We start from the raw sequence: 19,313 nt of genomic DNA, 5'->3' as shown, positions 1-19,313 counted from the left end.
ATCGCCCAGCAGGGTCATTACAGGAAACATCTCGCGTGAACAGCGCCATCCCTTCCCGAAGACGAGCCAAAACCCCTTCCTTTACCCGGATCGTTTTACTGATTAGTTTTATTATCCTCGTTAGCCGCCTGATCTTTATCCTGCCCGCTGCCTTTGAGCATCACCAGCAGAAAAAAGCCGCACCGGAATCCGCACCCCTGAGCACGCCTCTGCGCGACAGCCGTTAGCCTTTCGTGTTCTTTGCCTGAACCCACTAAACGCAGACTGAATAACCGCGTCTTTTTTTGCGCCCTTTTGCGAGGCGAACCGCTACACTTCGTGCTGTAACTTTCAGACACAAGGGACTCGTTATGTCTGCCTCGCATACTCAACGTTTAAGTGAAATTCGTCATCGCATTCTGACGCTGCTGCTCAGTGAGCCGGATCTGGTGGATGCGCTGCTGGAGAAATCCGGCGAGCGCAGCCCTGAACAGCAACGTGAAAATGCGGCGCATCAGGCGGCGCTGGAGCAGGATATCGCCCAGCTGCACGCGGCGGACCTCGCCGATATTCTCGAAGCGCTGCCGGAAGAGGAGCGCCAGGCGCTCTGGCGTCTGGTGCCCGTTGGGCAGCGCGGCCATGTGCTGGTGGAAGCCTCGGAAACCGTCTGGGCCAGCCTGACGGAAGAGATGAGCGACCGTGATATCCTGCGCGCTATCGAACCGCTCGATATCGACGACCAGGTGTGGCTGGCGCGCTATCTGCCGCGCAACCTGACGGGACGCCTGCTGGCGTCGCTGGAGCCGAACCAGCGCGCGCGGGTGCTCAGCATGGTCGATTTCGACCGCGACCGCGTCGGACGCATCATGGACTTCAATATCCTGACGGTGCGCGCCGACGTGACGCTGGCGACGGTGCAGCGCTTCCTGCGTCACCGTAAAAGCATGCCAGACGGCACCGACAAGATTTTTATTACCGATGAAAACAACCTGCTGCTGGGCGAGCTTGCGCTGACCGATATTCTGCTCAACAAGCCGAAAAAGCGCGTGGACGAGGTAATGAACACCTCACCCACCACCTTCCAGATAGATGATAAAGCCGAAGACGCGGCGGGCGCGTTTGAACGTTATAACCTGATCTCCGCTGCGGTGATCGACGCCAAAGGCAAGCTGATTGGCCGCGTAACCATTGAAGACGTGGTCGATCTGGTTAACGAAGAGAACGAAAGCAATATTCGCCGCATGGGCGGTATCAGTCAGGAAGAGGACGTTTTCGCGCCGGTGCGCAAAGCGGTGCGCCGTCGCTGGGCCTGGCTGGCAATCAATCTCTGCACCGCCTTTGTCGCGTCGCGCGTGATCGGCCTGTTTGAAGAGACCATCTCGCAGCTGGTGGCGCTGGCGACGCTGATGCCGATCGTCGCGGGCATCGGCGGCAACACCGGCAACCAGACCATTACCATGATCGTGCGCGCGCTGGCGCTGCATCAGGTCGAACCGGGCAACTTCTCTTTCCTTATCGCGCGCGAACTGGGCGTGGCGCTGCTCAACGGTTTGTTCTGGGGCGGCGCGATGGGGCTGATTACCTGGCTGATGTACAGCAACATCGAGCTGGGCGGCGTGATGATGCTGGCGATGATGCTTAACCTGCTGCTGGCGGCGCTGATGGGCGTGCTGATCCCGCTGATCATGACCAAACTAAAACGCGATCCGGCGGTGGGCTCCAGCGTGCTGATCACCGCCATTACCGACACCGGCGGATTTTTCATTTTCCTCGGTCTGGCGACGCTGTTTTTACTGCATCACTGAGTGTGGCTCTCGGCGGCGGCGTCAATACAGTGCGCGTAGCGCTGTAGCGCCTGCTGCAGGTTGAGCCGCAGCGTCACCTGCGCCAGCTCGCGCGTCGCGGCGGGGATCGCATAGCTGCCACGCTGCGCCAGCCACGTCAGCACATCCGCCAGATGCCAGAGCGCGGTTTTGCCGTCATGAACCGGCGGCGGAAAGTGCGGGCTGTGGCTGAGCATCAGCTTACGCATATTCTGACGAGAAACGCCGATGATCTCCGCCACATCGGTTAAGCCGACAAAGTCGGGCGCCGCCTCGGTGAGCAGCGCGCCCGACAGCGCGCGCTGCACATCTTTAATGGCGCTCAGCACCGCCTGTTGCGCGCCAGGCGCTTCGCGGGTGAACTCCAGCGCCACTTTTCCCGGCACGCCCAGACCCACCAGCGCATCGTCACAGCCTGCATCGATCAGCCGCGCCAGCAGCTCTTCTTCCGGCAGGGCTGGCTCAGGCAGCAGAAAACGCAGCGTAAAAATATATTCCATGTTCGCTCCTTAATGCAGTTGGCGCACCGCGATGCACTTATTCACCACGCGCCGCAGCGCGCGCGCATGATTAAAAACGTTACGCGGCGTGCTCCAGATAACGCTGATGCAGAACTCGCCACAGCGGCAGGCCGCTGAATGCGTGGGACAATACATTTTGCCCCAGCCATGGTGCCCGGTGGCGACGATCTGCCAGCCATAGGCTTCGGCATAGCGCAGCGCCGCTTCAATCTCTTTGTCTGGATGCCGTCTTCTTTCCATCTGTATGCACCTTACGCTGAACGAGAGTGGTTGTCAACTGACAACCATGCTGAACCATCTTATCTGGCCGACAGCATGCCTCAGGTCGTTGCACCGCGGGAATTTGATGAAAAATCATGGAAGAAGCGCCGCAAAAAATGTTATGCAGGCGCAGGCTGCCCGCCCTACACTTGCTTAAAACCCAAGGAGAAAAGCATGTTTAAACCTGATGATTTTGTGCAGTCGAAAACCGGCGGCCCCAAAATGCTGGTGCTGCGCGTGGAAGGCGAGACGTTGTGGTGCGCGCGCGTCGATGACGCAACGAAAAAAGAGATCGAGGTCAACGCGGACAGCGTCAACCTCTACCATGAAGATGGCGACTTCGGCGTCTGCTGACGCCTGCGCCGGGCATTAGCCCGGCGGATTATCCTGCTGCACGTTGTCGCCGCCGAGGCCGCCGATAAACGGCAGGCGCAGACGCAACGGCGTAAAATCCACGCCCATATTTAGCCCCAGCACATTCAGCTCGAACCCCTCTTCCGCGCCCAGCGTCACGCCTGCAACGCCCAGCACCGACAGCTGAATGCCCCGTCCCGACGGCGGTAAACCGATCGGACGCCACAGCGGCCGGTAATCTTTGCCGAGCGCGTTGGCGGGCAGATCGAGCTTCAGCGCCGGCACTTCACGCCCGATATGCGCGAGAAAGGTGTTGCTGTTCGGCCCCGGCCAGGCGTGGTAGGTATTCGGCCAGGGATAGGAGCGGATCGCCGCCTCAATCTGCGGGATCATCGCCTCTGCCGCTGCGCCGCGATGCTCAACCAGCAGACGCGGTTTTGCGCCGTACCAGTAGCCGTCCGGCAGATTGCTGTTGCGCCGCACTTTATCACCGCTGCCCCAGCTAATCACCTCATAGCGGTTATAGCGCGTCTCGCCTGCGCGTTTGAAGATAATCCACGGATGCACCGCCACCGCCCCTTTCCAGCCGTAGGTCGGCGCGGCGTAGACCTGCACGATCGCCTGCGCCGCATAGCGCTGCGCATCGGGCGCCAGGCCGGATGAGTCGCGGCGCGCCGACCACCAGCCGCCCTGCGCGCCGGAGAGGTCGCCGTGGCGCGTCGCCTGCGCCAGGCTGGCGCCGAGCGACAGCAGGATCACCAGCAATATGCAGAGGCTCAATGCCTTAAGTGGCAGCATAGAATAGTCCTGGAGTAAAAAGCGGAAAGAAAATCGCCAGCCTCTCTGACGACAGGCTGGCGATGGATTAATCAACGCGCTTCAGTGTAAGCGGAAAGGTTATTCCCACTCAATGGTCGCTGGCGGCTTGCCGCTGATATCGTAGACCACGCGCGAGATGCCGTTAACTTCGTTGATGATGCGGTTAGAGACGCGGCCGAGGAAATCATACGGCAGGTGCGCCCAGTGCGCGGTCATAAAGTCGATGGTTTCCACCGCACGCAGCGAGACCACCCAGTCATATTTACGGCCATCGCCCATGACGCCCACGGAGCGCACCGGCAGGAAGACGGTGAACGCCTGGCTCACTTTGTTGTAGAGATCCGCTTTGCGCAGCTCTTCGATAAAGATCGCATCGGCGCGACGCAGCAGGTCGCAATACTCTTTTTTCACTTCGCCCAGCACGCGCACGCCCAGACCCGGACCCGGGAACGGATGGCGATAGAGCATATCGTACGGCAGGCCCAGCTCCAGGCCGATCTTGCGCACTTCGTCTTTGAACAGCTCTTTCAGCGGCTCAACCAGGCCCAGCTTCATCTCTTTCGGCAGGCCGCCCACGTTGTGGTGCGATTTGATCACGTGCGCCTTGCCGGTCGCAGAGGCGGCGGACTCGATCACGTCAGGATAGATGGTGCCCTGCGCCAGCCACTTCACATCGGTGAGCTTAGTTGCCTCTTCGTCGAACACTTCAACGAATACGCGGCCGATGATTTTACGCTTGGCTTCCGGGTCGTTTTCGCCCGCCAGCGCGTCAAGGAAGCGCGCTTCCGCCGGTACGTGCACGATATTCAGGCCGAAGTGGTCGCCGAACATATCCAGCACCTGCTCCGCCTCGTTCAGGCGCAGCAGACCGTTGTCGACGAACACGCAGGTCAGACGATCGCCAATGGCGCGGTGCAGCAGCATCGCGGTCACCGAGGAGTCAACGCCGCCTGACAGGCCAAGAATAACCTTGTCGTTGCCAACCTGTACACGCAGACGCTCAACCGCGTCCTCGATGATTTTCGCCGGCGTCCACAGCGCTTCGCATTCGCAGATGTCGAGCACGAAACGCTCCAGCATACGCAGGCCCTGACGGGTGTGCGTCACTTCCGGATGGAACTGCACGCCATAGAAACGCTTCTCTTCGTTTGCCATGATGGCGAACGGACAGGTCTCGGTGCTGGCGACGGTGACGAAGTCGGACGGGATGGCGGTAACTTTATCGCCGTGGCTCATCCAGACGTCGAGCAGCGGCTTGCCGGCGGCGCTGATGGCGTCTTCGATATCGCGGATCAGCGCGCTCGGCGTCAGCACTTCAACCTGCGCATAGCCGAACTCACGTTCGTTAGAGCCTTCGACCTTGCCGCCCAGCTGCATCGCCATGGTCTGCATGCCGTAGCAGACGCCGAGAACCGGCACGCCCGCGTTGAACACATATTCCGGCGCGCGCGGGCTGTTGAATTCGGTGGTGCTTTCCGGACCGCCGGAAAGAATGATGCCGTTCGGGTTGAACTGGCGGATCTGCTCTTCGGTGACATCCCATGCCCAGAGTTCGCAGTACACGCCCAGCTCGCGTACGCGGCGCGCGACCAGCTGCGTGTATTGAGAACCAAAATCGAGAATCAGAATGCGATGCTTATGAATATTTTCCGTCGTCATTGAGGCGTTTCCAGAACGGGTAACTAGATAATGAAAGCGCCCGGCTTAAGCCGGGCGATAAATCTTACGGGATCAGGATCCCATACGGTAGTTCGGTGACTCTTTGGTGATGGTCACATCGTGCACGTGGCTTTCGTTGATGCCCGCGCCGCTGATGCGCACGAACTCCGCTTTGGTGCGCAGGTCATCGATGGTCGGACAGCCAGTCAGGCCCATACAGGAGCGCAGGCCGCCCATCTGCTGGTGAACGATCTCTTTCAGGCGGCCTTTATAGGCAACGCGGCCTTCGATGCCTTCCGGCACCAGTTTGTCGGCGGCGTTATCGCTCTGGAAGTAGCGATCAGAGGAACCTTTAGACATCGCGCCCAGCGAGCCCATGCCGCGATAGGATTTGAACGAGCGTCCCTGGTAGAGTTCAATCTCGCCCGGAGACTCTTCGGTGCCAGCCAGCATCGAGCCGACCATAACGGCGGCTGCGCCCGCGGCGATTGCTTTGGCGATATCGCCGGAGAAACGGATACCGCCGTCGGCGATCACCGGAATGCCGGTGCCTTCCAGCGCTTCGACGGCGTCAGACACCGCGGTGATCTGCGGCACGCCGACGCCGGTGACGATACGGGTGGTACAGATTGAGCCAGGGCCGATGCCGACTTTCACTGCGCTTACGCCCGCCTGCGCCAGCGCCAGCGCGCCTGCGCCAGTGGCAACGTTGCCGCCAATGATTTCCAGGTCAGGGTATTTCGCGCGGGTTTCGCGGATGCGCTGCAGCACCCCTTCAGAGTGGCCGTGCGAGGAGTCGATCAGCAGCACGTCCACGCCCGCCGCGACCAGCGCGTCGACGCGCTCTTCATTGCCAGCGCCTGCGCCAACCGCCGCGCCCACGCGCAGACGGCCCTGCGCATCTTTACAGGCGTTAGGTTTACGTTCGGCTTTCTGAAAGTCTTTTACGGTGATCATGCCGAGCAGATGGAAGCTGTCGTCCACCACCAGCGCTTTTTCAACGCGCTTTTCGTGCATGCGCTGCAGCACCACGTCACGCGCCTCGCCCTCTTTCACCGTGACCAGACGCGCTTTCGGCGTCATGACCGCGGTCACCGGCTGGGTCAGATCGGTAACAAAGCGCACGTCGCGGCCGGTGATGATGCCGACCAGCTCGTTGCTTTCGTTTACCACCGGATAGCCGGCAAAACCGTTACGCTCGGTCAGGGCTTTCACTTCCGCCAGCGTGGTGGTCGGCAGCACGGTCTGCGGTTCGGTTACCACGCCGCTTTCATGCTTCTTCACCTTGCGAACTTCTTCCGCCTGGCGCTCAATCGACATGTTTTTGTGGATAAAGCCCAGACCGCCTTCCTGCGCCAGCGCAATAGCCAGTCCCGCTTCGGTTACGGTATCCATAGCGGCGGAGAGCATCGGGATGTTGAGACGAATGTTTTTCGTCAGCTGAGTGCTGAGATCGGCCGTGTTTGGCAGAACGGTGGAGTGAGCAGGAACGAGCAGAACGTCGTCGAAAGTAAGGGCTTCTTTAGCGATTCTTAGCATGGCAATATCTCAACCTGGGGTGAATGAGAACAGATAAAATATTGCCGCGGCATTATACAGGCCGTAATCGTTTGCCTCCAGCATTATTTTAGAAAAACTCTTGATCCTCGCTATCAGCCATGTAGTATCGGTTAATTAACCCTCTGATTTACTATTTGATCTCCATCACATGTCGCTACCGCCAGTTGCTAATGTTTTTACCGTCACTCGCCTGAATACCACGGTGCGTCAACTGCTGGAACAGGAGATGGGATCGGTGTGGCTGAGCGCGGAGCTCTCTAACTTTTCTCAGCCCGCGTCGGGCCACTGGTACTTCACGCTAAAGGATGACGGTGCACAGGTGCGCTGCGCCATGTTCCGCAACAGCAACCGCCGCGTCACCTTCCGTCCTCAGCACGGCCAGCAGATTTTGGTGCGCGCCACCATCACGCTTTATGAGCCGCGCGGCGACTATCAGCTGATTATCGAAAGCATGCATCCAGCTGGCGAAGGCGCGCTGCAGCAGCAGTTTGAGCTGCTGAAGACGAAACTGGCAGGCGAAGGCCTGTTTGACCAGCAGCACAAGCAGCCGCTGCCCGATCCGGCAAGGCAGGTGGGCGTGATCACCTCGGCGACCGGCGCCGCGCTGCACGACGTGCTGCGCGTGCTGCACCGCCGCGATCCTTCGCTGCCGGTGGTGATTTATCCGACGCCGGTTCAGGGCGCCGACGCGCCAGCCGCCATCGTGCACGCCATCGAACTGGCCAATCAGCGCGCGGAGTGCGACGTGCTGATTGTCGGGCGCGGCGGCGGCTCGCTGGAAGATTTGTGGAGCTTTAATGAGGAGCGCGTCGCGCGCGCCATCTTCGCCAGCCGCATTCCGGTGGTCAGCGCCGTCGGCCACGAAACCGACGTCACCATCGCCGATTTTGTCGCCGACCTGCGCGCGCCGACGCCCTCCGCCGCTGCTGAAATTGTGAGCAGAAATCAGACAGAACTGCTGCGACAGTTGCTCTCACAGCAACAACGGCTGGAAATGGCGATGGATTACTATCTGGCGCAGCAGCAACGCCGCTTCTCGCGCCTCGATCACCGCCTGCAGCAGCAGCATCCGCAGCTGCGCCTGGCGCGTCAGCAGACCGCCCTGTTCCGTCTGCAGCAGCGGCTGAACGAGGCGATGGAAAACCGGCTGCGTCAGACGATGCGCCAGCAGGATCGCCTGGCACAGCGACTCGCCGCGCACCAGCCGCAGCCGCGTCTGTTCCAGGCGCAGCGCCAGCTGGAGCAGATGCGCTACCGCCTGCAGCAAAGTCTGGAAAAAAGGCTTAATCACGACAGGCAGCGCTTTGCGACGCTCGCCGCACAGCTGGAAGGCGTCAGCCCGCTGGCGACGCTGGCGCGCGGTTTCAGCGTCACCACCGATCTCTCCGGCCAGGTGGTGAAAAAAACCGCTCAGCTACAAAGCGGCGATACGCTACGCACTCGGCTCGACGACGGCTGGGTGGAAAGTCAGGTGACCAGCGTGCTGCCGGAAAAAAAGCGACGCCGTAAAACTCCATCCTGAACAAAGACTATACTTTTTGACACATTACTTGTGCCAAGGAGTCGGGTATGTCCTACAGCGTTATTCCTCCCTATATGTTGCGCAACATTGTGGCCCACGGTTCTGGCCCGCAGCAGGATTATGCGCGCCGCACGCTGGTGCACGTCCAGCATCTGATGGCGGAGAACTGGCAGAAGCCGGTGGCGCCGCAGACGGCGGCGGGCGGTCATGTCGATCGCGAAATCTACGATGCGAAAAACACCCAAAGCCTGCCTGGCGATCTGCTGCGCAGCGAAGGTCAACCTGAGACGGGCGACGTCGCCGCCAGAGAGGCGTGGGATTATCTTGGCGTCACCTATGACTTTTTCTGGCAGACCTATCAGCGTAATTCGCTCGACAATCAGGGGCTGAAACTGCTTGGCACCGTGCACTACGGCAAAGCGTATCAAAACGCCTTCTGGAACGGTCAGCAGATGGTGTTTGGTGACGGCGACGGCGAGATCTTCAATCGTTTCACCATCGCTATTGATGTAGTGGCGCACGAGCTGGCGCACGGCGTCACCGAGACAGAAGCGGGATTGATCTACTTTGAACAGGCCGGCGCGCTGAACGAATCCCTTTCCGACGTGTTCGGCTCGCTGGTGAAGCAGTTTCACCTGAAGCAGAGCGCGGATAAAGCGGACTGGATTATCGGCGAAGGGCTGCTGGCCAGCGGCATTAACGGCCGCGGTTTGCGCTCGATGGCGGAGCCAGGCACCGCCTATGACGATCCGATGCTGGGCAAAGATCCGCAGCCCGCCCATATGGATCACTATATCCAGACGCGCGAAGATAACGGCGGCGTGCATCTTAACTCCGGCATTCCCAACCGCGCCTTTTATCTGGCGGCGAAAGCGCTGGGCGGCTATGCCTGGGAGCTGGCGGGCCAGGCCTGGTACGACACGGTGTGCGACAAATCCCTGCCGCAGGACGCCGACTTCAGCACTTTCGCCCGCCTGACCGTGCAGCACGGCGAGCGCCGCTTTAATCGCTCGGTCGCGCAGTCAATTGAACAGGCGTGGAAGGAGGTCGGCGTGCTATGAGTTCCCTTCCCGAACTGACCGACGACGCGGTGATCGAAGTTGAGCGCGAAGGCGGCCTGGCTTTTATTCCCGGCCTGCGCGGCGCGCGGCGCTTTGCGCTGGCTCAGCTGCCGCAGCCGCAAAAACAGCGCGTCTGTCAGGTTCTGGAGCAGGCGCTGCCGCTGGGCGAGCCGGAAGATCAAGCACCGCAGATTGGGCGCAGCGATCAGCGCTACTTCCGCATTCAGATTAGCTACGCCACCCACCGTGAAATCGGCACTATTGTGCTGCTGATCCCGGAACAGGTCGCGCCGCCAGAGCTGGAGGCGCTGTGGCGCGACGGCGACGAGGGCGCCCATTAAAAAAGGCCGCCACATCCGTGGCGGCCTTATAAAGGCGCTTAAGCGCTGTCCAGCCAACAGCCGGTGAAAGCGGGGAAATTCCCCGCCTTCCGGTTGCTACTTACCAGATTCGTAAGCCATCGAAGCAGCCACCTCGCGCTGGTTGTCCCGGTAGCGGATCTCGCACAGCGATTTCCGCGTCAGCCAGGTAAAGATTAAAAGTGTGAGACACACCAGTAATACGCAACAAACCAGCGTTAGCTGTGGCAATTTCATGGTCACTCCTCCTTGCGCAGAGCGCGGTAAGAGGCTACCCTGCTGTTGTTCGGACAGTGGGGCAGCCTCGTGGGTTAATGAAAATTAACTACGGGGCTTTCTCTTTTCTGCCTCACAACCAGCTTGCCGATCGCTCAAGGCAGAAACCTCAAGCGCCGCCGCGATTATACCCGCTCCTCTTCCCTGCCCAACCGCCGTACCGCGACTTAGCGACCTGCTTCTCAAAGGCTTTTGCAACAGCCGCCACGCTTACACTTTCCTGTGCGCCAAATAAAAAACCCCGCGCCGGAGCGCAGGGTTTGATGAGTTACGCTTAGCCGTTACGGCAGCGCGTAGGCAATCACATAGTCGCCGCGATCCGGCGACTGACGGGCGCCGCCTGCGGAGATCAGGATGTACTGCTTACCGTTTTTCGGTGAAACGTAGCTGATCGGACCGCCCTGGCTGCCCACCGGCAGACGTGCTTTCCACACCTCTTTACCAGTCGAGCTGTCGAAGGCGCGCAGGTAGTAGTCCTGGGTGCCAGCGATAAACACCAGGCCACCCTGCGTTGCCAGCGTACCGCCCAGCGTCGGCATGCCGATTGGCATCTGCGCGCGCATTTTAATCCCGAACGGGCCGGTATCCTGCACGGTGCCGACCGGCACCTGCCAGACGATTTTACGCGTCTTCATATCGATCGCCGACAGCGTGCCGAACGGCGGTGCCTGACACGGAATGCCCAGCGGCGACATAAAGCGGTTTTTGTTGACCGCATACGGCGTGCCTTTCAGCGGCACCGCGCCCATACCGGTGTTGATCGCTTCGCCGCCGTTGCTGCCGCGTGCGATTTTGCTGGTATCGGCCGGGATCATCTGCACCCACAGGCCCAGACGCATATCGTTGACGAACATATACTGGTTGTTCGGGTCGAACGACATGCTGCCCCAGTTCATGCCGCCGAGCGAACCCGGGAAGCTGAGGGATTTGTCGGTATCCGGCACGGTGAACAGGCCGTCATAGCGCATCGATTTAAAGGCGATGCGGCATGCCAGCTGGTCAAACGGCGTGGCGCCCCACATGTCTGACTCTTTCAGCGTCTGGTTGCCAATCTGCGGCATCTCGGTCGAGTGCGGCTGCGTTTTGGTGTACTGCTCGTTCGGGATATGGCCCTGCGGCATCGGCAGCTCTTCGACTTTCGTCAGCGGCTTGCCGGTTTCGCGGTCCAGCACGAAAATCATGCCGGTTTTACCGCCGATCACCACCGCAGGTTTGGTGGTGCCATCCTTCATCGGGAAGTCCACCAGGCTCGGCTGCATCGGCAGATCGAAGTCCCACAGATCGTTATGTACGGTCTGGTAAACCCACTTCTCTTTGCCGGTGGTAGCGTCCAGCGCCAGCACGGAAGCGCCATATTTATGATCGAGCGCGGTACGGTTGGCACCCCACAGATCGACAGATGAGCTGCCCATCGGGATAAACACGGTGTTCATCGCCGGATCGTATGACATTGGCGCCCAGGAGTTCGGGGTGCTGCGTTTGTAATCCTGACCCGGCATCAGCACGGCGTTTGGATCGACGTTGCCTGGGTCAAACGCCCAGCGCTGCTTGCCGGTGATGACGTCAAAGCCGCGCAGTACGCCGCCAGGCATATCGGTCTGCACGTTATCCGCCACGCGGCCGCCAACCACAACCGTCGTCCCCGCCAGCGTTGGCGCGGAAGTCAGCTGATATTTCGGATCCTGCGCTTCGCCCAGGCCCTCTTTCAGGTTCACCACGCCGTGGTTGCCGAAATCTTCGCAGAACTCGCCGTTGTCGGCATTGATGGCGATAAGGCGCGCATCAATGGTGTTCATCAGAATACGACGCTGGCAGCTGTCGCCCGCCGCAATGCTCGGCGCCGGCACCGGGGTTGAACCCGGCTTGCTCGGCTGCGTCAGCGGTTTAGTGGCGTCAAAGTAGGCCAGACCGCGGCAGCGCGGCCAGACTTCCGCCTGCGCGTTGATTTCGCGTTTCCAGATCTGCTTGCCGCTGTCTGCTTCCACCGCAATCACATTGTTGTGCGGCGTACAGAGATAGAGCGTGTTGCCAATCTGCAGCGGCGTTTGCTGATCTTCCGCGCCGTTACCGGTCGGGCTGATCGGCGTATCGCCGGTGTGGAACGTCCAGGCGACCTTAAGATCTTTCACGTTGTCGCGAGTGATCTGGTCGATAGCGGCAAAACGGTCGCCGCCCGGCGTACGGCCGTAGTTATTCCAGTCCTGCTGCGGCTTGCTCTTATCAACCGGGATCAGCGGCAGTTCTTTGCCGGTGAAGGCCACGGTGGGATGCGGCTGGAACATCTGCACCAGCGTGCCAACCATGCCGACGGCGATCACCGCTGACAGCACGTAAGAGACCTTCGCCAGCGAGGATTTACCTTCGCGCTTGCGCAGCGCAGGCCAGGTGAGAAACGCCAGCAGCATCAGGCCCGACGGCACCATCAGGCGCGACACCAGCGGCCAGAAGGTCCAGCCCGCATCCGCCAGCGCCCAAATCAGCGAGCCGACGAAGACCAGAATAAACAGCACAACGGCAGAGGACTTGCGGCGGAAGAACTGGATCGCCGACAGCAGCATGACAATGCCTGCAATCAGGAAGTACCAGCTGCCGCCAAGCGAGACCAGCTTGCCGCCGCCGATTGCAAAGAACAGGCCGATTGCCAGCAGAACCAGCCCCAGCAAAATCGACCAGATACCCAATCCTTTGCCGGATCGGGATGATGTTTCAGCCATAACACAAACTCTCCTGAAAAAATAAAGCACCCACGCCTCAACGTGGGGTCACAGCGTCTTGTGCGCCGGATATCGCTTTATTTTACGTCGTAATGGTACGGACCTGGGTCCGGGTTGCAGGCATTGTGAGCGAGGAGGCATTAAGAATTTTCTGCCGCCTTGACAATGCGCGCCAGGATTGTACCACCTGGTACATAATCAGGTGAACATCTATAACGGGAACTAAACGTGGCAATAGCATTTTTGCTACAAATAAGGCGTTAAGTGTCTCAAATTGCATGCTTCGTGCAGCGCGTTACGCTTCGATCGCAGACGTAAGCAAATGTGTGACGACCTTTCAGCAGCCCGTAAAAAAGGGGACCTGACGGTCCCCTTTTTAATTAACGCTTGTTTTTCTTCAGGTGCGAAAGCAGACGCTTGCGCTTGCGCTGCTGCGTTGGCGTCAGCAGATTGCGTTTGCCCGCAAAGGGGTTGTCGCCTTCTTTAAACTGGATACGGATCGGTGTGCCCATGACGTTAAGCGAACGACGGAAGTAGTTCATCAGATAACGCTTGTAGGAATCCGGCAGATCCTTCACCTGATTACCGTGGATCACCACGATAGGCGGGTTGTAACCCCCGGCGTGCGCATACTTCAGCTTCACGCGGCGACCGCGCACCAGCGGCGGCTGATGGTCTTCGGCTGCCATGTTCATGATCCGCGTCAGCATCGAGGTGTTAACGCGTTTGGTCGAGCAGTCATAGGCTTCGGTGACCGATTCGAACAGGTTGCCGACACCGCTGCCGTGCAGCGCAGAGATAAAGTGCACGCGGGCAAAGTCGATAAAGCCGAGGCGATAATCCAGCGTCTCTTTGACTTCGTCTTTAATCTCCTGCGTCAGACCATCCCATTTGTTCACCACGATCACCAGCGAGCGACCGCTATTGAGGATGAAGCCGAGCAGCGACAGATCCTGATCGGAGATGCCTTCGCGCGCGTCAATAACCAGCAGCACCACGTTGGCGTCTTCGATCGCCTGCAGCGTTTTAATTACGGAGAATTTCTCTACCGTGTCGGTGATCTTGCCGCGCTTACGCACGCCAGCAGTGTCGATCAGAATATATTCGCGGCCGTCGCGCTCCATCGGAATATAGATGCTGTCGCGCGTGGTGCCCGGCATATCGTACACCACCACCCGATCTTCACCGAGGATGCGGTTGGTCAGAGTCGACTTGCCGACATTAGGACGACCAACGATTGCCAGCTTGATCGGCAGAGCGGTCGGGTCGAACTCTTCTTCCTCTTCTTCCTGCGTTTCGCCGTTCTCTTCCGCCGCCAGCGCCGCCCAGTAGGCTTCGTTTTCGTCTTCTTCGGTTACTTCGCGCGGATCGACTTCATCCATCCACGGCAGCAGCGCGGTTTCCAGCAGGCTGGTGACGCCGCGGCCGTGCGAGGCGGCGATAGCGTGAATTTCGCCCAGACCCAGCGAGTAGAAATCGACAACGGCTGAATCGGGATCGAGACCGTCGGTTTTGTTGGCCACCAGGAACGTTGCTTTCTGACGCGAACGGATATGGTTGGCGATCTGCTTGTCCGCCGGCATCACGCCCGCGCGAGCGTCGACCATAAACAGGACCACGTCGGCCTCTTCAATCGCCAGCAGCGACTGCTCCGCCATACGCGTTTCAACGCCCTCTTCGGTGCCGTCGATACCGCCGGTATCAATAACAATAAATTCGCGCCCTTCCACTTCGGCGCGACCATATTTGCGATCGCGAGTCAGTCCAGGAAAATCCGCCACCAGCGCATCACGAGTGCGCGTTAACCGGTTGAACAGCGTGGATTTCCCCACATTGGGACGCCCAACCAGCGCGACCACAGGTATCATAACAGTGCCTCAATAAAAAAAATGTATCGCCCGAATGGCGTGATTATAACGGTTTTAACCGCGAGGTTCAGGCTGAAGGCGCTAAGAATATCATGCCTGACTAAAAACGAAACGGCTCCTGACGCGTCAGGAGCCGTTAAACGGAAGGCTAACTCCGATAGCAGATTAACGCGTAATCGCGTAAACCTCACCGCCTTTGGCCTGAATGATCAGCTTGTCGCTGGCGACCACCGGCTCGGTCTGGAAGCCGTCGCTGTCGACTTTCTGCTGCGCCACGAAACGCCCGTCCGAGGTGTTGAGCCAGTGCAGATAGCCTTCGCTGTCGCCGACGATCAGGTAGCCATTAAACAGCACCGGCGCCGTCAGGTTGCGGTGCAGCAGATCGCTCTGACGCCAGATGGCAACACCGCCGTCGGCGTTGAGCGCGATCACGCGGTCATCCTGATCAACCAGATAGATGCGGCCCGCGTCGACGATCAGATCTTTCACGCCGCCGATTTCGCGCTTCCACAGGATCTGACCAGAGCGCAGGTCGAGCGCGGTCAGGTTGCCGTTGTAGGCCAGCGCATAAACCACGCCGTTAACGATCACCGGCGTGGTGTCGACGTCGTTCAGGCGATCGATCTCTGTCGCGCCGCTCGGCTGAGAGATGCGCTGCTGCCAGATAATCTGGCCCTGATTCATGATTACCGCGCTGACGCGGCCGTTGTCGCCGCCGACAATGGCGCCGCCGAACGCGGTTGCAGGTGCAGATTCGCCGCGCAGCGACAGCGCAGGCATGTCGAGGTTAACGCTCCACTTCACCGCGCCGCTGCTCTGATCCAGGCCCTGCAGCATGCCGTTGCTGGTGTGCACCAGCACCAGGCCATCGCTGACCACCGGACGCGACAGCGCTTCGCCAGCGACTTTAGTCTGCCAGGCAATGCTGCCGTCGCTGCTGTTAAGCGCGAAAAGCTGACCGCGCTCGCTGCCGATATAGAGATGATCGCCCGCCGCGGTCACGCCGCCAGAGAGCAAGGCTGAGATATTTTTCGAGAAGAAGCCGGTTTTCTCAGAGAGATCGACCTTCCATTTTTCTTTGCCGTTGGAGGCGTCCAGCGCTTTAACCACGCCGAAACGATCCGCCGCAAATACGGTATTGTCCTGCCATGCCGGATGCAGGTTAGAGTAGAAGTCGCCGACGCCGTCACCGACCGACGTGCTCCACACTTCCTGAGGAGTAAACTGGTTTTCCACCTTCGGCAGCGGGGCCATTTTCACTACATCTTCTTCGCCGCTGAACAGCGAGCAACCGCTGAGCAAAGTGACTGAAATCAGCCCTGGCAGCAGGTATTTACGTAATTCCATGCGCTCTCTCTTGACTGGCTTAGCTTAAGTTATTCATCTTCATCTGCATCATTTGCTTCAGCGCCGGAGAGGCGTCTGAGTCAACGCCCTTGCTCCACGCCGCGCGCGCGCCCTGCTTGTCGCCTTTGCTCAGCAGCGCTTCGCCGCGGATATCCGCCACAATGGCTGTCCAGCCATCGCCCTTGACAGCGTCGAGGGTTTTAAGGGCGGCGTCCGCCTGATTCTGTTGCAGTTGAATGCGCGCCAGCCGCAGGTTGATCACCGCCTGCAGATTGGCATCTTTGGTGTTTTTCAGGCCGTTTTCCAGCAGGGAAGCGGCCTTATCCAGCTGGCTGGCGTCGACATACTGCTTCGCCACATCCATCGCCGCCAGCGCGCCATAGGTATTGCTGTTTTCGCTGGCGAACTTCGCCGCCGCATCCAGCGTCGCTGGCTGATCGGCTTTCATCGCGGTGGTCACCTGCTGATACTGTGCAGAGACCGCTTTTGACGAGCTTTCTTCATGGCTGGCCCAGTAGCGCCAGCCGCCCAGCGCGGCAATGCCGATGATCACGCCGACCGCCAGCGCCTTGCCGTTATTGGCAAAAAAGCGGCGTAACGCGTCGACCTGCTCGTTTTCATTGCTATAGACTTCCACGCGATCCCTCTCCTTTTTCTGGTTGGTGCCGTGCCACGCTTACTGCAACAGCGTGCGCAATGCAGCAGCAGCCTCTGTCTGCGCCAGCGTTTGCTGATCGCCGCTGCGCAGATCTTTGATAACCACCTGACCCGCTTTCACTTCATCTTCGCCAACCACCAGCGCGATGCGCGCGCCCCACTTGTCGGCGCGGGCGAACTGCTTCTTGAAGTTGCCGCCGCCAAAGTTAGTCATCAGCTTCAGCTCTGGCGCTTCGTCACGCAGTTTTTCCGCCAGCTGCATCGCAGCGGACTGAACGCCCTGGCCCGAAGCGATAACATAGACATCAACAACGCGCGTCGGTTCAAATTGCGGATTCACCGCCTGCACCAGCAGCACCAGACGCTCTAATCCCATAGCGAAACCAACGGCTGGCGTGGCCCGCCCGCCCAGCTGCTCGACCAGACCGTCGTAGCGACCGCCGCCGCACACCGTGCCCTGCGCGCCGAGGCTCTCGGTCACCCATTCGAAAACGGTGCGGTTGTAGTAGTCGAGGCCGCGCACCAGGCGCTGGTTGACGCGATAGGCGATGCCCGCGTCGTCCAGCAGGGCGCACAGGCCCTGGAAATGCTCGCGTGATTCGTCATCAAGATGGTCCATCAGCTGCGGCGCGTCGTTAAGCAGCGCCTGCACCTCAGGATTTTTGCTGTCCAGCACGCGCAGCGGGTTGGTATACATCCGGCGCTGGCTGTCTTCGTCCAGCGTCTCTTTGTGCTGCTCCAGGAACGCCACCAGCGCCTCGCGGTAGCGCGCGCGCGCCTCCAGCGAGCCGATGGAGTTCAGCTCCAGACGCACATGATCGGCGATGCCCAACACTTTCCACCAGCGCGCGGTCAGCATAATCAGCTCGGCGTCCACGTCCGGGCCGTTCAGGCCGAACACCTCGGCGCCCAGCTGATGGAACTGGCGATAGCGGCCTTTCTGCGGACGTTCGTAACGGAACATCGGTCCCATATACCACAGGCGCTGCTCCTGATTGTAGAGCAGGCCGTGCTCGATGCCGGCGCGCACGCAGCCTGCGGTGCCTTCCGGGCGCAGCGTCAGGCTTTCGCCGTTGCGGTCGTCAAAGGTGTACATCTCTTTTTCAACCACATCGGTCACTTCGCCGATGGCGCGTTTAAACAGCGGAGTCTGCTCGACGATCGGCATGCGGATTTCGCTGTAGCCATAGCTGGCCAGCACCTGCTTGAGCGACCCTTCAATGCGTTGCCAGAGAGCCGTATCCGCCGGCAGATAATCGTTCATGCCGCGGATAGCTTGAATATTCTTCGCCACGTTAAAATCTCTTAATGCAAAAAAACCTGTCCGGCATCATACCTTATGAGGATGAAACCGCACAGGTTCATTAAACAAAGTCGCGCTGCGCGCGCCGACCCTTAGTTTTCCAGCTGCTGAACGTTGATGCGACGATTTTCGTCCAGCATGGTCGCTTTCGCGCGGATGCGCGCTTCAAGCTGATCGATCATATCGTCGTTGTCGAGACGATCGCGCTGGCGCACGCCATCTTCGTAGAAGCCGCTTTTCTTGTTACCGCCGGTCACGCCCAGCGTCGACACCGTTGCTTCGCCGGGGCCGTTGACCACGCAGCCGATAATCGAAACGTCCATCGGCGTGATGATATCTTCCAGCCGCTGCTCAAGGGCATTCACCGTGCCGATAACGTCGAACTCCTGACGCGAGCAGGTGGGACAGGCGATAAAGTTGATGCCGCGTGCGCGAATGCGCAGCGACTTCAGGATGTCGAAGCCAACTTTGACCTCTTCGATCGGATCGGCCGCCAGCGAAATACGCAGCGTGTCGCCAATCCCTTCTGAAAGCAGCAGACCAAGGCCGATAGCTGATTTCACCGCGCCTGCGCGCGCACCGCCCGCTTCGGTGATACCGAGGTGCAGTGGCTGATCGATCTGCTTCGCCAGCAGGCGGTAGGATTCGACGGCAAGAAACACGTCCGACGCCTTCACGCTCACTTTAAACTGATCGAAGTTAAGGCGATCGAGATGATCGACGTGACGCATCGCTGACTCCAGCAGCGCCTGCGGCGTCGGCTCGCCATACTTTTCCTGCAGATCTTTTTCCAGCGAACCGGCGTTAACGCCGATACGGATCGGAATATTGTGGTCGCGCGCGCAGTCCACCACCTGGCGAATACGCTCGTTGTTGCCGATATTGCCTGGGTTGATGCGCAGGCAGTCGACGCCATATTCGGCGACTTTCAGCGCGATGCGGTAGTCAAAATGGATATCCGCCACCAGCGGCACGTTGACGCGCTGCTTGATCAGCTTAAAGGCTTCAGCGGCGTCCATGGTGGGAACGGAGACGCGGACGATATCGACGCCGACGCGCTCAAGCGCTTTGATCTGATTGACCGTGGCGTCAACATCGGTAGTACGGGTATTGGTCATCGACTGGACGGCGATAGGCGCGCCGTCGCCGACAGGCACCTTGCCGACATAAATCCGGGTTGATTTACGACGGATAATGGGTGCTTCGTTATGCATATTCTTTCTCCACAAT

17 protein-coding genes and 2 pseudogenes are annotated in these 19,313 nt (G+C 59.6%); 6 read left to right on the top strand and 13 right to left on the bottom strand.

Annotated elements, in window-relative coordinates; all coding sequences use genetic code 11:
* The first annotated feature begins 35 nt into the window (after positions 1-35).
* Positions 36-227 (top strand): YfgG family protein, encoded by a 192-nt coding sequence (locus tag MC269_RS04715; protein ID WP_239954224.1) that lies wholly within the window; start codon positions 36-38, stop codon positions 225-227.
* A gap of 123 nt (positions 228-350) precedes the next feature.
* On the top strand, positions 351-1,784 hold the full coding sequence (mgtE, locus tag MC269_RS04710; RefSeq protein ID WP_081138364.1) for a magnesium transporter: 1,434 nt from the start codon (positions 351-353) through the stop codon (positions 1,782-1,784).
* On the opposite strand, the gene MC269_RS04705 is transcribed toward mgtE, so the two are convergent.
* Complete coding sequence (locus MC269_RS04705) at positions 1,778-2,302, bottom strand: AlpA family transcriptional regulator (RefSeq protein ID WP_239954222.1); 525 nt, start codon at positions 2,300-2,302, stop codon at positions 1,778-1,780. The two genes, mgtE and MC269_RS04705, sit on opposite strands and share 7 nt — an antisense overlap.
* A 9-nt stretch (positions 2,303-2,311) precedes the next feature.
* Entirely contained in the window at positions 2,312-2,563 is a 252-nt protein-coding gene (locus tag MC269_RS04700; protein ID WP_081138376.1) for a hypothetical protein, read from the bottom strand.
* Between the two features lie 195 nt (positions 2,564-2,758).
* Here MC269_RS04700 and MC269_RS04695 point away from each other — a divergent pair, with 195 nt between their 5' ends.
* Entirely contained in the window at positions 2,759-2,938 is a 180-nt protein-coding gene (locus tag MC269_RS04695; protein ID WP_081138368.1) for a DUF2158 domain-containing protein, read from the top strand.
* 15 nt (positions 2,939-2,953) lie between these two features.
* Here the strand turns inward: MC269_RS04695 and MC269_RS04690 are convergent, their stop codons facing one another.
* The 3 genes from MC269_RS04690 to guaB all read right to left on the bottom strand — a co-directional run bounded on the left by MC269_RS04690 (position 2,954) and on the right by guaB (position 6,955).
* The gene (locus MC269_RS04690; RefSeq protein ID WP_239954220.1) at positions 2,954-3,736 is read right to left on the bottom strand and encodes a DUF3750 domain-containing protein; all 783 of its coding nucleotides are present in this window, start codon (positions 3,734-3,736) and stop codon (positions 2,954-2,956) included.
* A 99-nt stretch (positions 3,737-3,835) separates the two neighbouring features.
* The gene (guaA, locus tag MC269_RS04685; protein ID WP_239954218.1) at positions 3,836-5,416 is read right to left on the bottom strand and encodes a glutamine-hydrolyzing GMP synthase; all 1,581 of its coding nucleotides are present in this window, start codon (positions 5,414-5,416) and stop codon (positions 3,836-3,838) included.
* Positions 5,417-5,488: 72 nt separating this feature from the next.
* Complete coding sequence (gene guaB / locus MC269_RS04680; RefSeq protein ID WP_081141519.1) at positions 5,489-6,955, bottom strand: IMP dehydrogenase; 1,467 nt, start codon at positions 6,953-6,955, stop codon at positions 5,489-5,491.
* Positions 6,956-7,124: 169 nt separating this feature from the next.
* Between guaB and xseA the strand changes: the two genes are divergently transcribed.
* From xseA to MC269_RS04665, 3 genes are read left to right on the top strand one after another with little or no spacing between them, the layout of a single operon-like run.
* Positions 7,125-8,498 (top strand): exodeoxyribonuclease VII large subunit, encoded by a 1,374-nt coding sequence (gene xseA / locus MC269_RS04675; protein ID WP_239954216.1) that lies wholly within the window; start codon positions 7,125-7,127, stop codon positions 8,496-8,498.
* Between the two features lie 47 nt (positions 8,499-8,545).
* Positions 8,546-9,559, top strand: a complete 1,014-nt coding sequence (locus MC269_RS04670; protein ID WP_081141513.1) for a M4 family metallopeptidase — start codon at positions 8,546-8,548, stop codon at positions 9,557-9,559.
* On the top strand, positions 9,556-9,900 hold the full coding sequence (locus MC269_RS04665; RefSeq protein WP_239954214.1) for a protealysin inhibitor emfourin: 345 nt from the start codon (positions 9,556-9,558) through the stop codon (positions 9,898-9,900). The genes MC269_RS04670 and MC269_RS04665 overlap by 4 nt, the downstream gene beginning before the upstream one ends.
* A 100-nt stretch (positions 9,901-10,000) precedes the next feature.
* On the opposite strand, the pseudogene MC269_RS18825 reads toward MC269_RS04665, so the two are convergent.
* The 8 genes and pseudogenes from MC269_RS18825 to ispG all read right to left on the bottom strand — a co-directional run.
* Positions 10,001-10,102 (bottom strand): annotated as a pseudogene (locus MC269_RS18825) (hypothetical protein); the annotation flags it as partial.
* Positions 10,060-10,155, bottom strand: a pseudogene (locus MC269_RS18820) (Hok/Gef family protein); the annotation flags it as partial. The pseudogenes MC269_RS18825 and MC269_RS18820, both read right to left, overlap by 43 nt.
* A 320-nt stretch (positions 10,156-10,475) precedes the next feature.
* On the bottom strand, positions 10,476-12,908 hold the full coding sequence (locus tag MC269_RS04655) for a glucose/quinate/shikimate family membrane-bound PQQ-dependent dehydrogenase (protein ID WP_239954212.1): 2,433 nt from the start codon (positions 12,906-12,908) through the stop codon (positions 10,476-10,478).
* A gap of 380 nt (positions 12,909-13,288) precedes the next feature.
* Complete coding sequence (der, locus tag MC269_RS04650; protein ID WP_239954210.1) at positions 13,289-14,776, bottom strand: ribosome biogenesis GTPase Der; 1,488 nt, start codon at positions 14,774-14,776, stop codon at positions 13,289-13,291.
* A gap of 165 nt (positions 14,777-14,941) precedes the next feature.
* Positions 14,942-16,123, bottom strand: a complete 1,182-nt coding sequence (gene bamB, locus MC269_RS04645) for an outer membrane protein assembly factor BamB (RefSeq protein WP_239954207.1) — start codon at positions 16,121-16,123, stop codon at positions 14,942-14,944.
* 19 nt (positions 16,124-16,142) lie between these two features.
* A complete protein-coding gene (locus MC269_RS04640) occupies positions 16,143-16,760 on the bottom strand; it encodes a YfgM family protein (protein ID WP_239954205.1) in 618 nt (205 codons plus the stop codon).
* Between the two features lie 39 nt (positions 16,761-16,799).
* Positions 16,800-18,074 (bottom strand): histidine--tRNA ligase, encoded by a 1,275-nt coding sequence (hisS, locus tag MC269_RS04635; protein ID WP_239954203.1) that lies wholly within the window; start codon positions 18,072-18,074, stop codon positions 16,800-16,802.
* A gap of 101 nt (positions 18,075-18,175) precedes the next feature.
* Positions 18,176-19,297: a flavodoxin-dependent (E)-4-hydroxy-3-methylbut-2-enyl-diphosphate synthase gene (ispG, locus tag MC269_RS04630; protein ID WP_033753912.1), complete on the bottom strand. Its 1,122-nt coding sequence runs from the start codon at positions 19,295-19,297 to the stop codon at positions 18,176-18,178.
* Positions 19,298-19,313 lie beyond the last annotated feature (16 nt).

This window comes from Pantoea sp. Z09 (assembly GCF_022394795.1).
GTDB lineage: Bacteria > Pseudomonadota > Gammaproteobacteria > Enterobacterales > Enterobacteriaceae > Pantoea > Pantoea latae.
Note: the sequence above shows the minus strand (reverse complement) of the source record. Positions and strands in the feature narration are given on the sequence as shown.

Bases quoted from the DNA above. Each gene is read 5' to 3' on its own strand.
- mgtE (WP_081138364.1), top strand. From the start codon at position 351: ATGTCTGCCTCGCATACTCAACGTTTAAGTGAAATTCGTCATCGCATT.
- MC269_RS04705 (WP_239954222.1), bottom strand. From the start codon at position 2,302: ATGGAATATATTTTTACGCTGCGTTTTCTGCTGCCTGAGCCAGCCCTG.
- MC269_RS04700 (WP_081138376.1), bottom strand. From the start codon at position 2,563: ATGGAAAGAAGACGGCATCCAGACAAAGAGATTGAAGCGGCGCTGCGC.
- MC269_RS04695 (WP_081138368.1), top strand. From the start codon at position 2,759: ATGTTTAAACCTGATGATTTTGTGCAGTCGAAAACCGGCGGCCCCAAA.
- MC269_RS04690 (WP_239954220.1), bottom strand. From the start codon at position 3,736: ATGCTGCCACTTAAGGCATTGAGCCTCTGCATATTGCTGGTGATCCTG.
- guaA (WP_239954218.1), bottom strand. From the start codon at position 5,416: ATGACGACGGAAAATATTCATAAGCATCGCATTCTGATTCTCGATTTT.
- guaB (WP_081141519.1), bottom strand. From the start codon at position 6,955: ATGCTAAGAATCGCTAAAGAAGCCCTTACTTTCGACGACGTTCTGCTC.
- xseA (WP_239954216.1), top strand. From the start codon at position 7,125: ATGTCGCTACCGCCAGTTGCTAATGTTTTTACCGTCACTCGCCTGAAT.
- MC269_RS04670 (WP_081141513.1), top strand. From the start codon at position 8,546: ATGTCCTACAGCGTTATTCCTCCCTATATGTTGCGCAACATTGTGGCC.
- MC269_RS04665 (WP_239954214.1), top strand. From the start codon at position 9,556: ATGAGTTCCCTTCCCGAACTGACCGACGACGCGGTGATCGAAGTTGAG.
- MC269_RS04655 (WP_239954212.1), bottom strand. From the start codon at position 12,908: ATGGCTGAAACATCATCCCGATCCGGCAAAGGATTGGGTATCTGGTCG.
- der (WP_239954210.1), bottom strand. From the start codon at position 14,776: ATGATACCTGTGGTCGCGCTGGTTGGGCGTCCCAATGTGGGGAAATCC.
- bamB (WP_239954207.1), bottom strand. From the start codon at position 16,123: ATGGAATTACGTAAATACCTGCTGCCAGGGCTGATTTCAGTCACTTTG.
- ispG (WP_033753912.1), bottom strand. From the start codon at position 19,297: ATGCATAACGAAGCACCCATTATCCGTCGTAAATCAACCCGGATTTAT.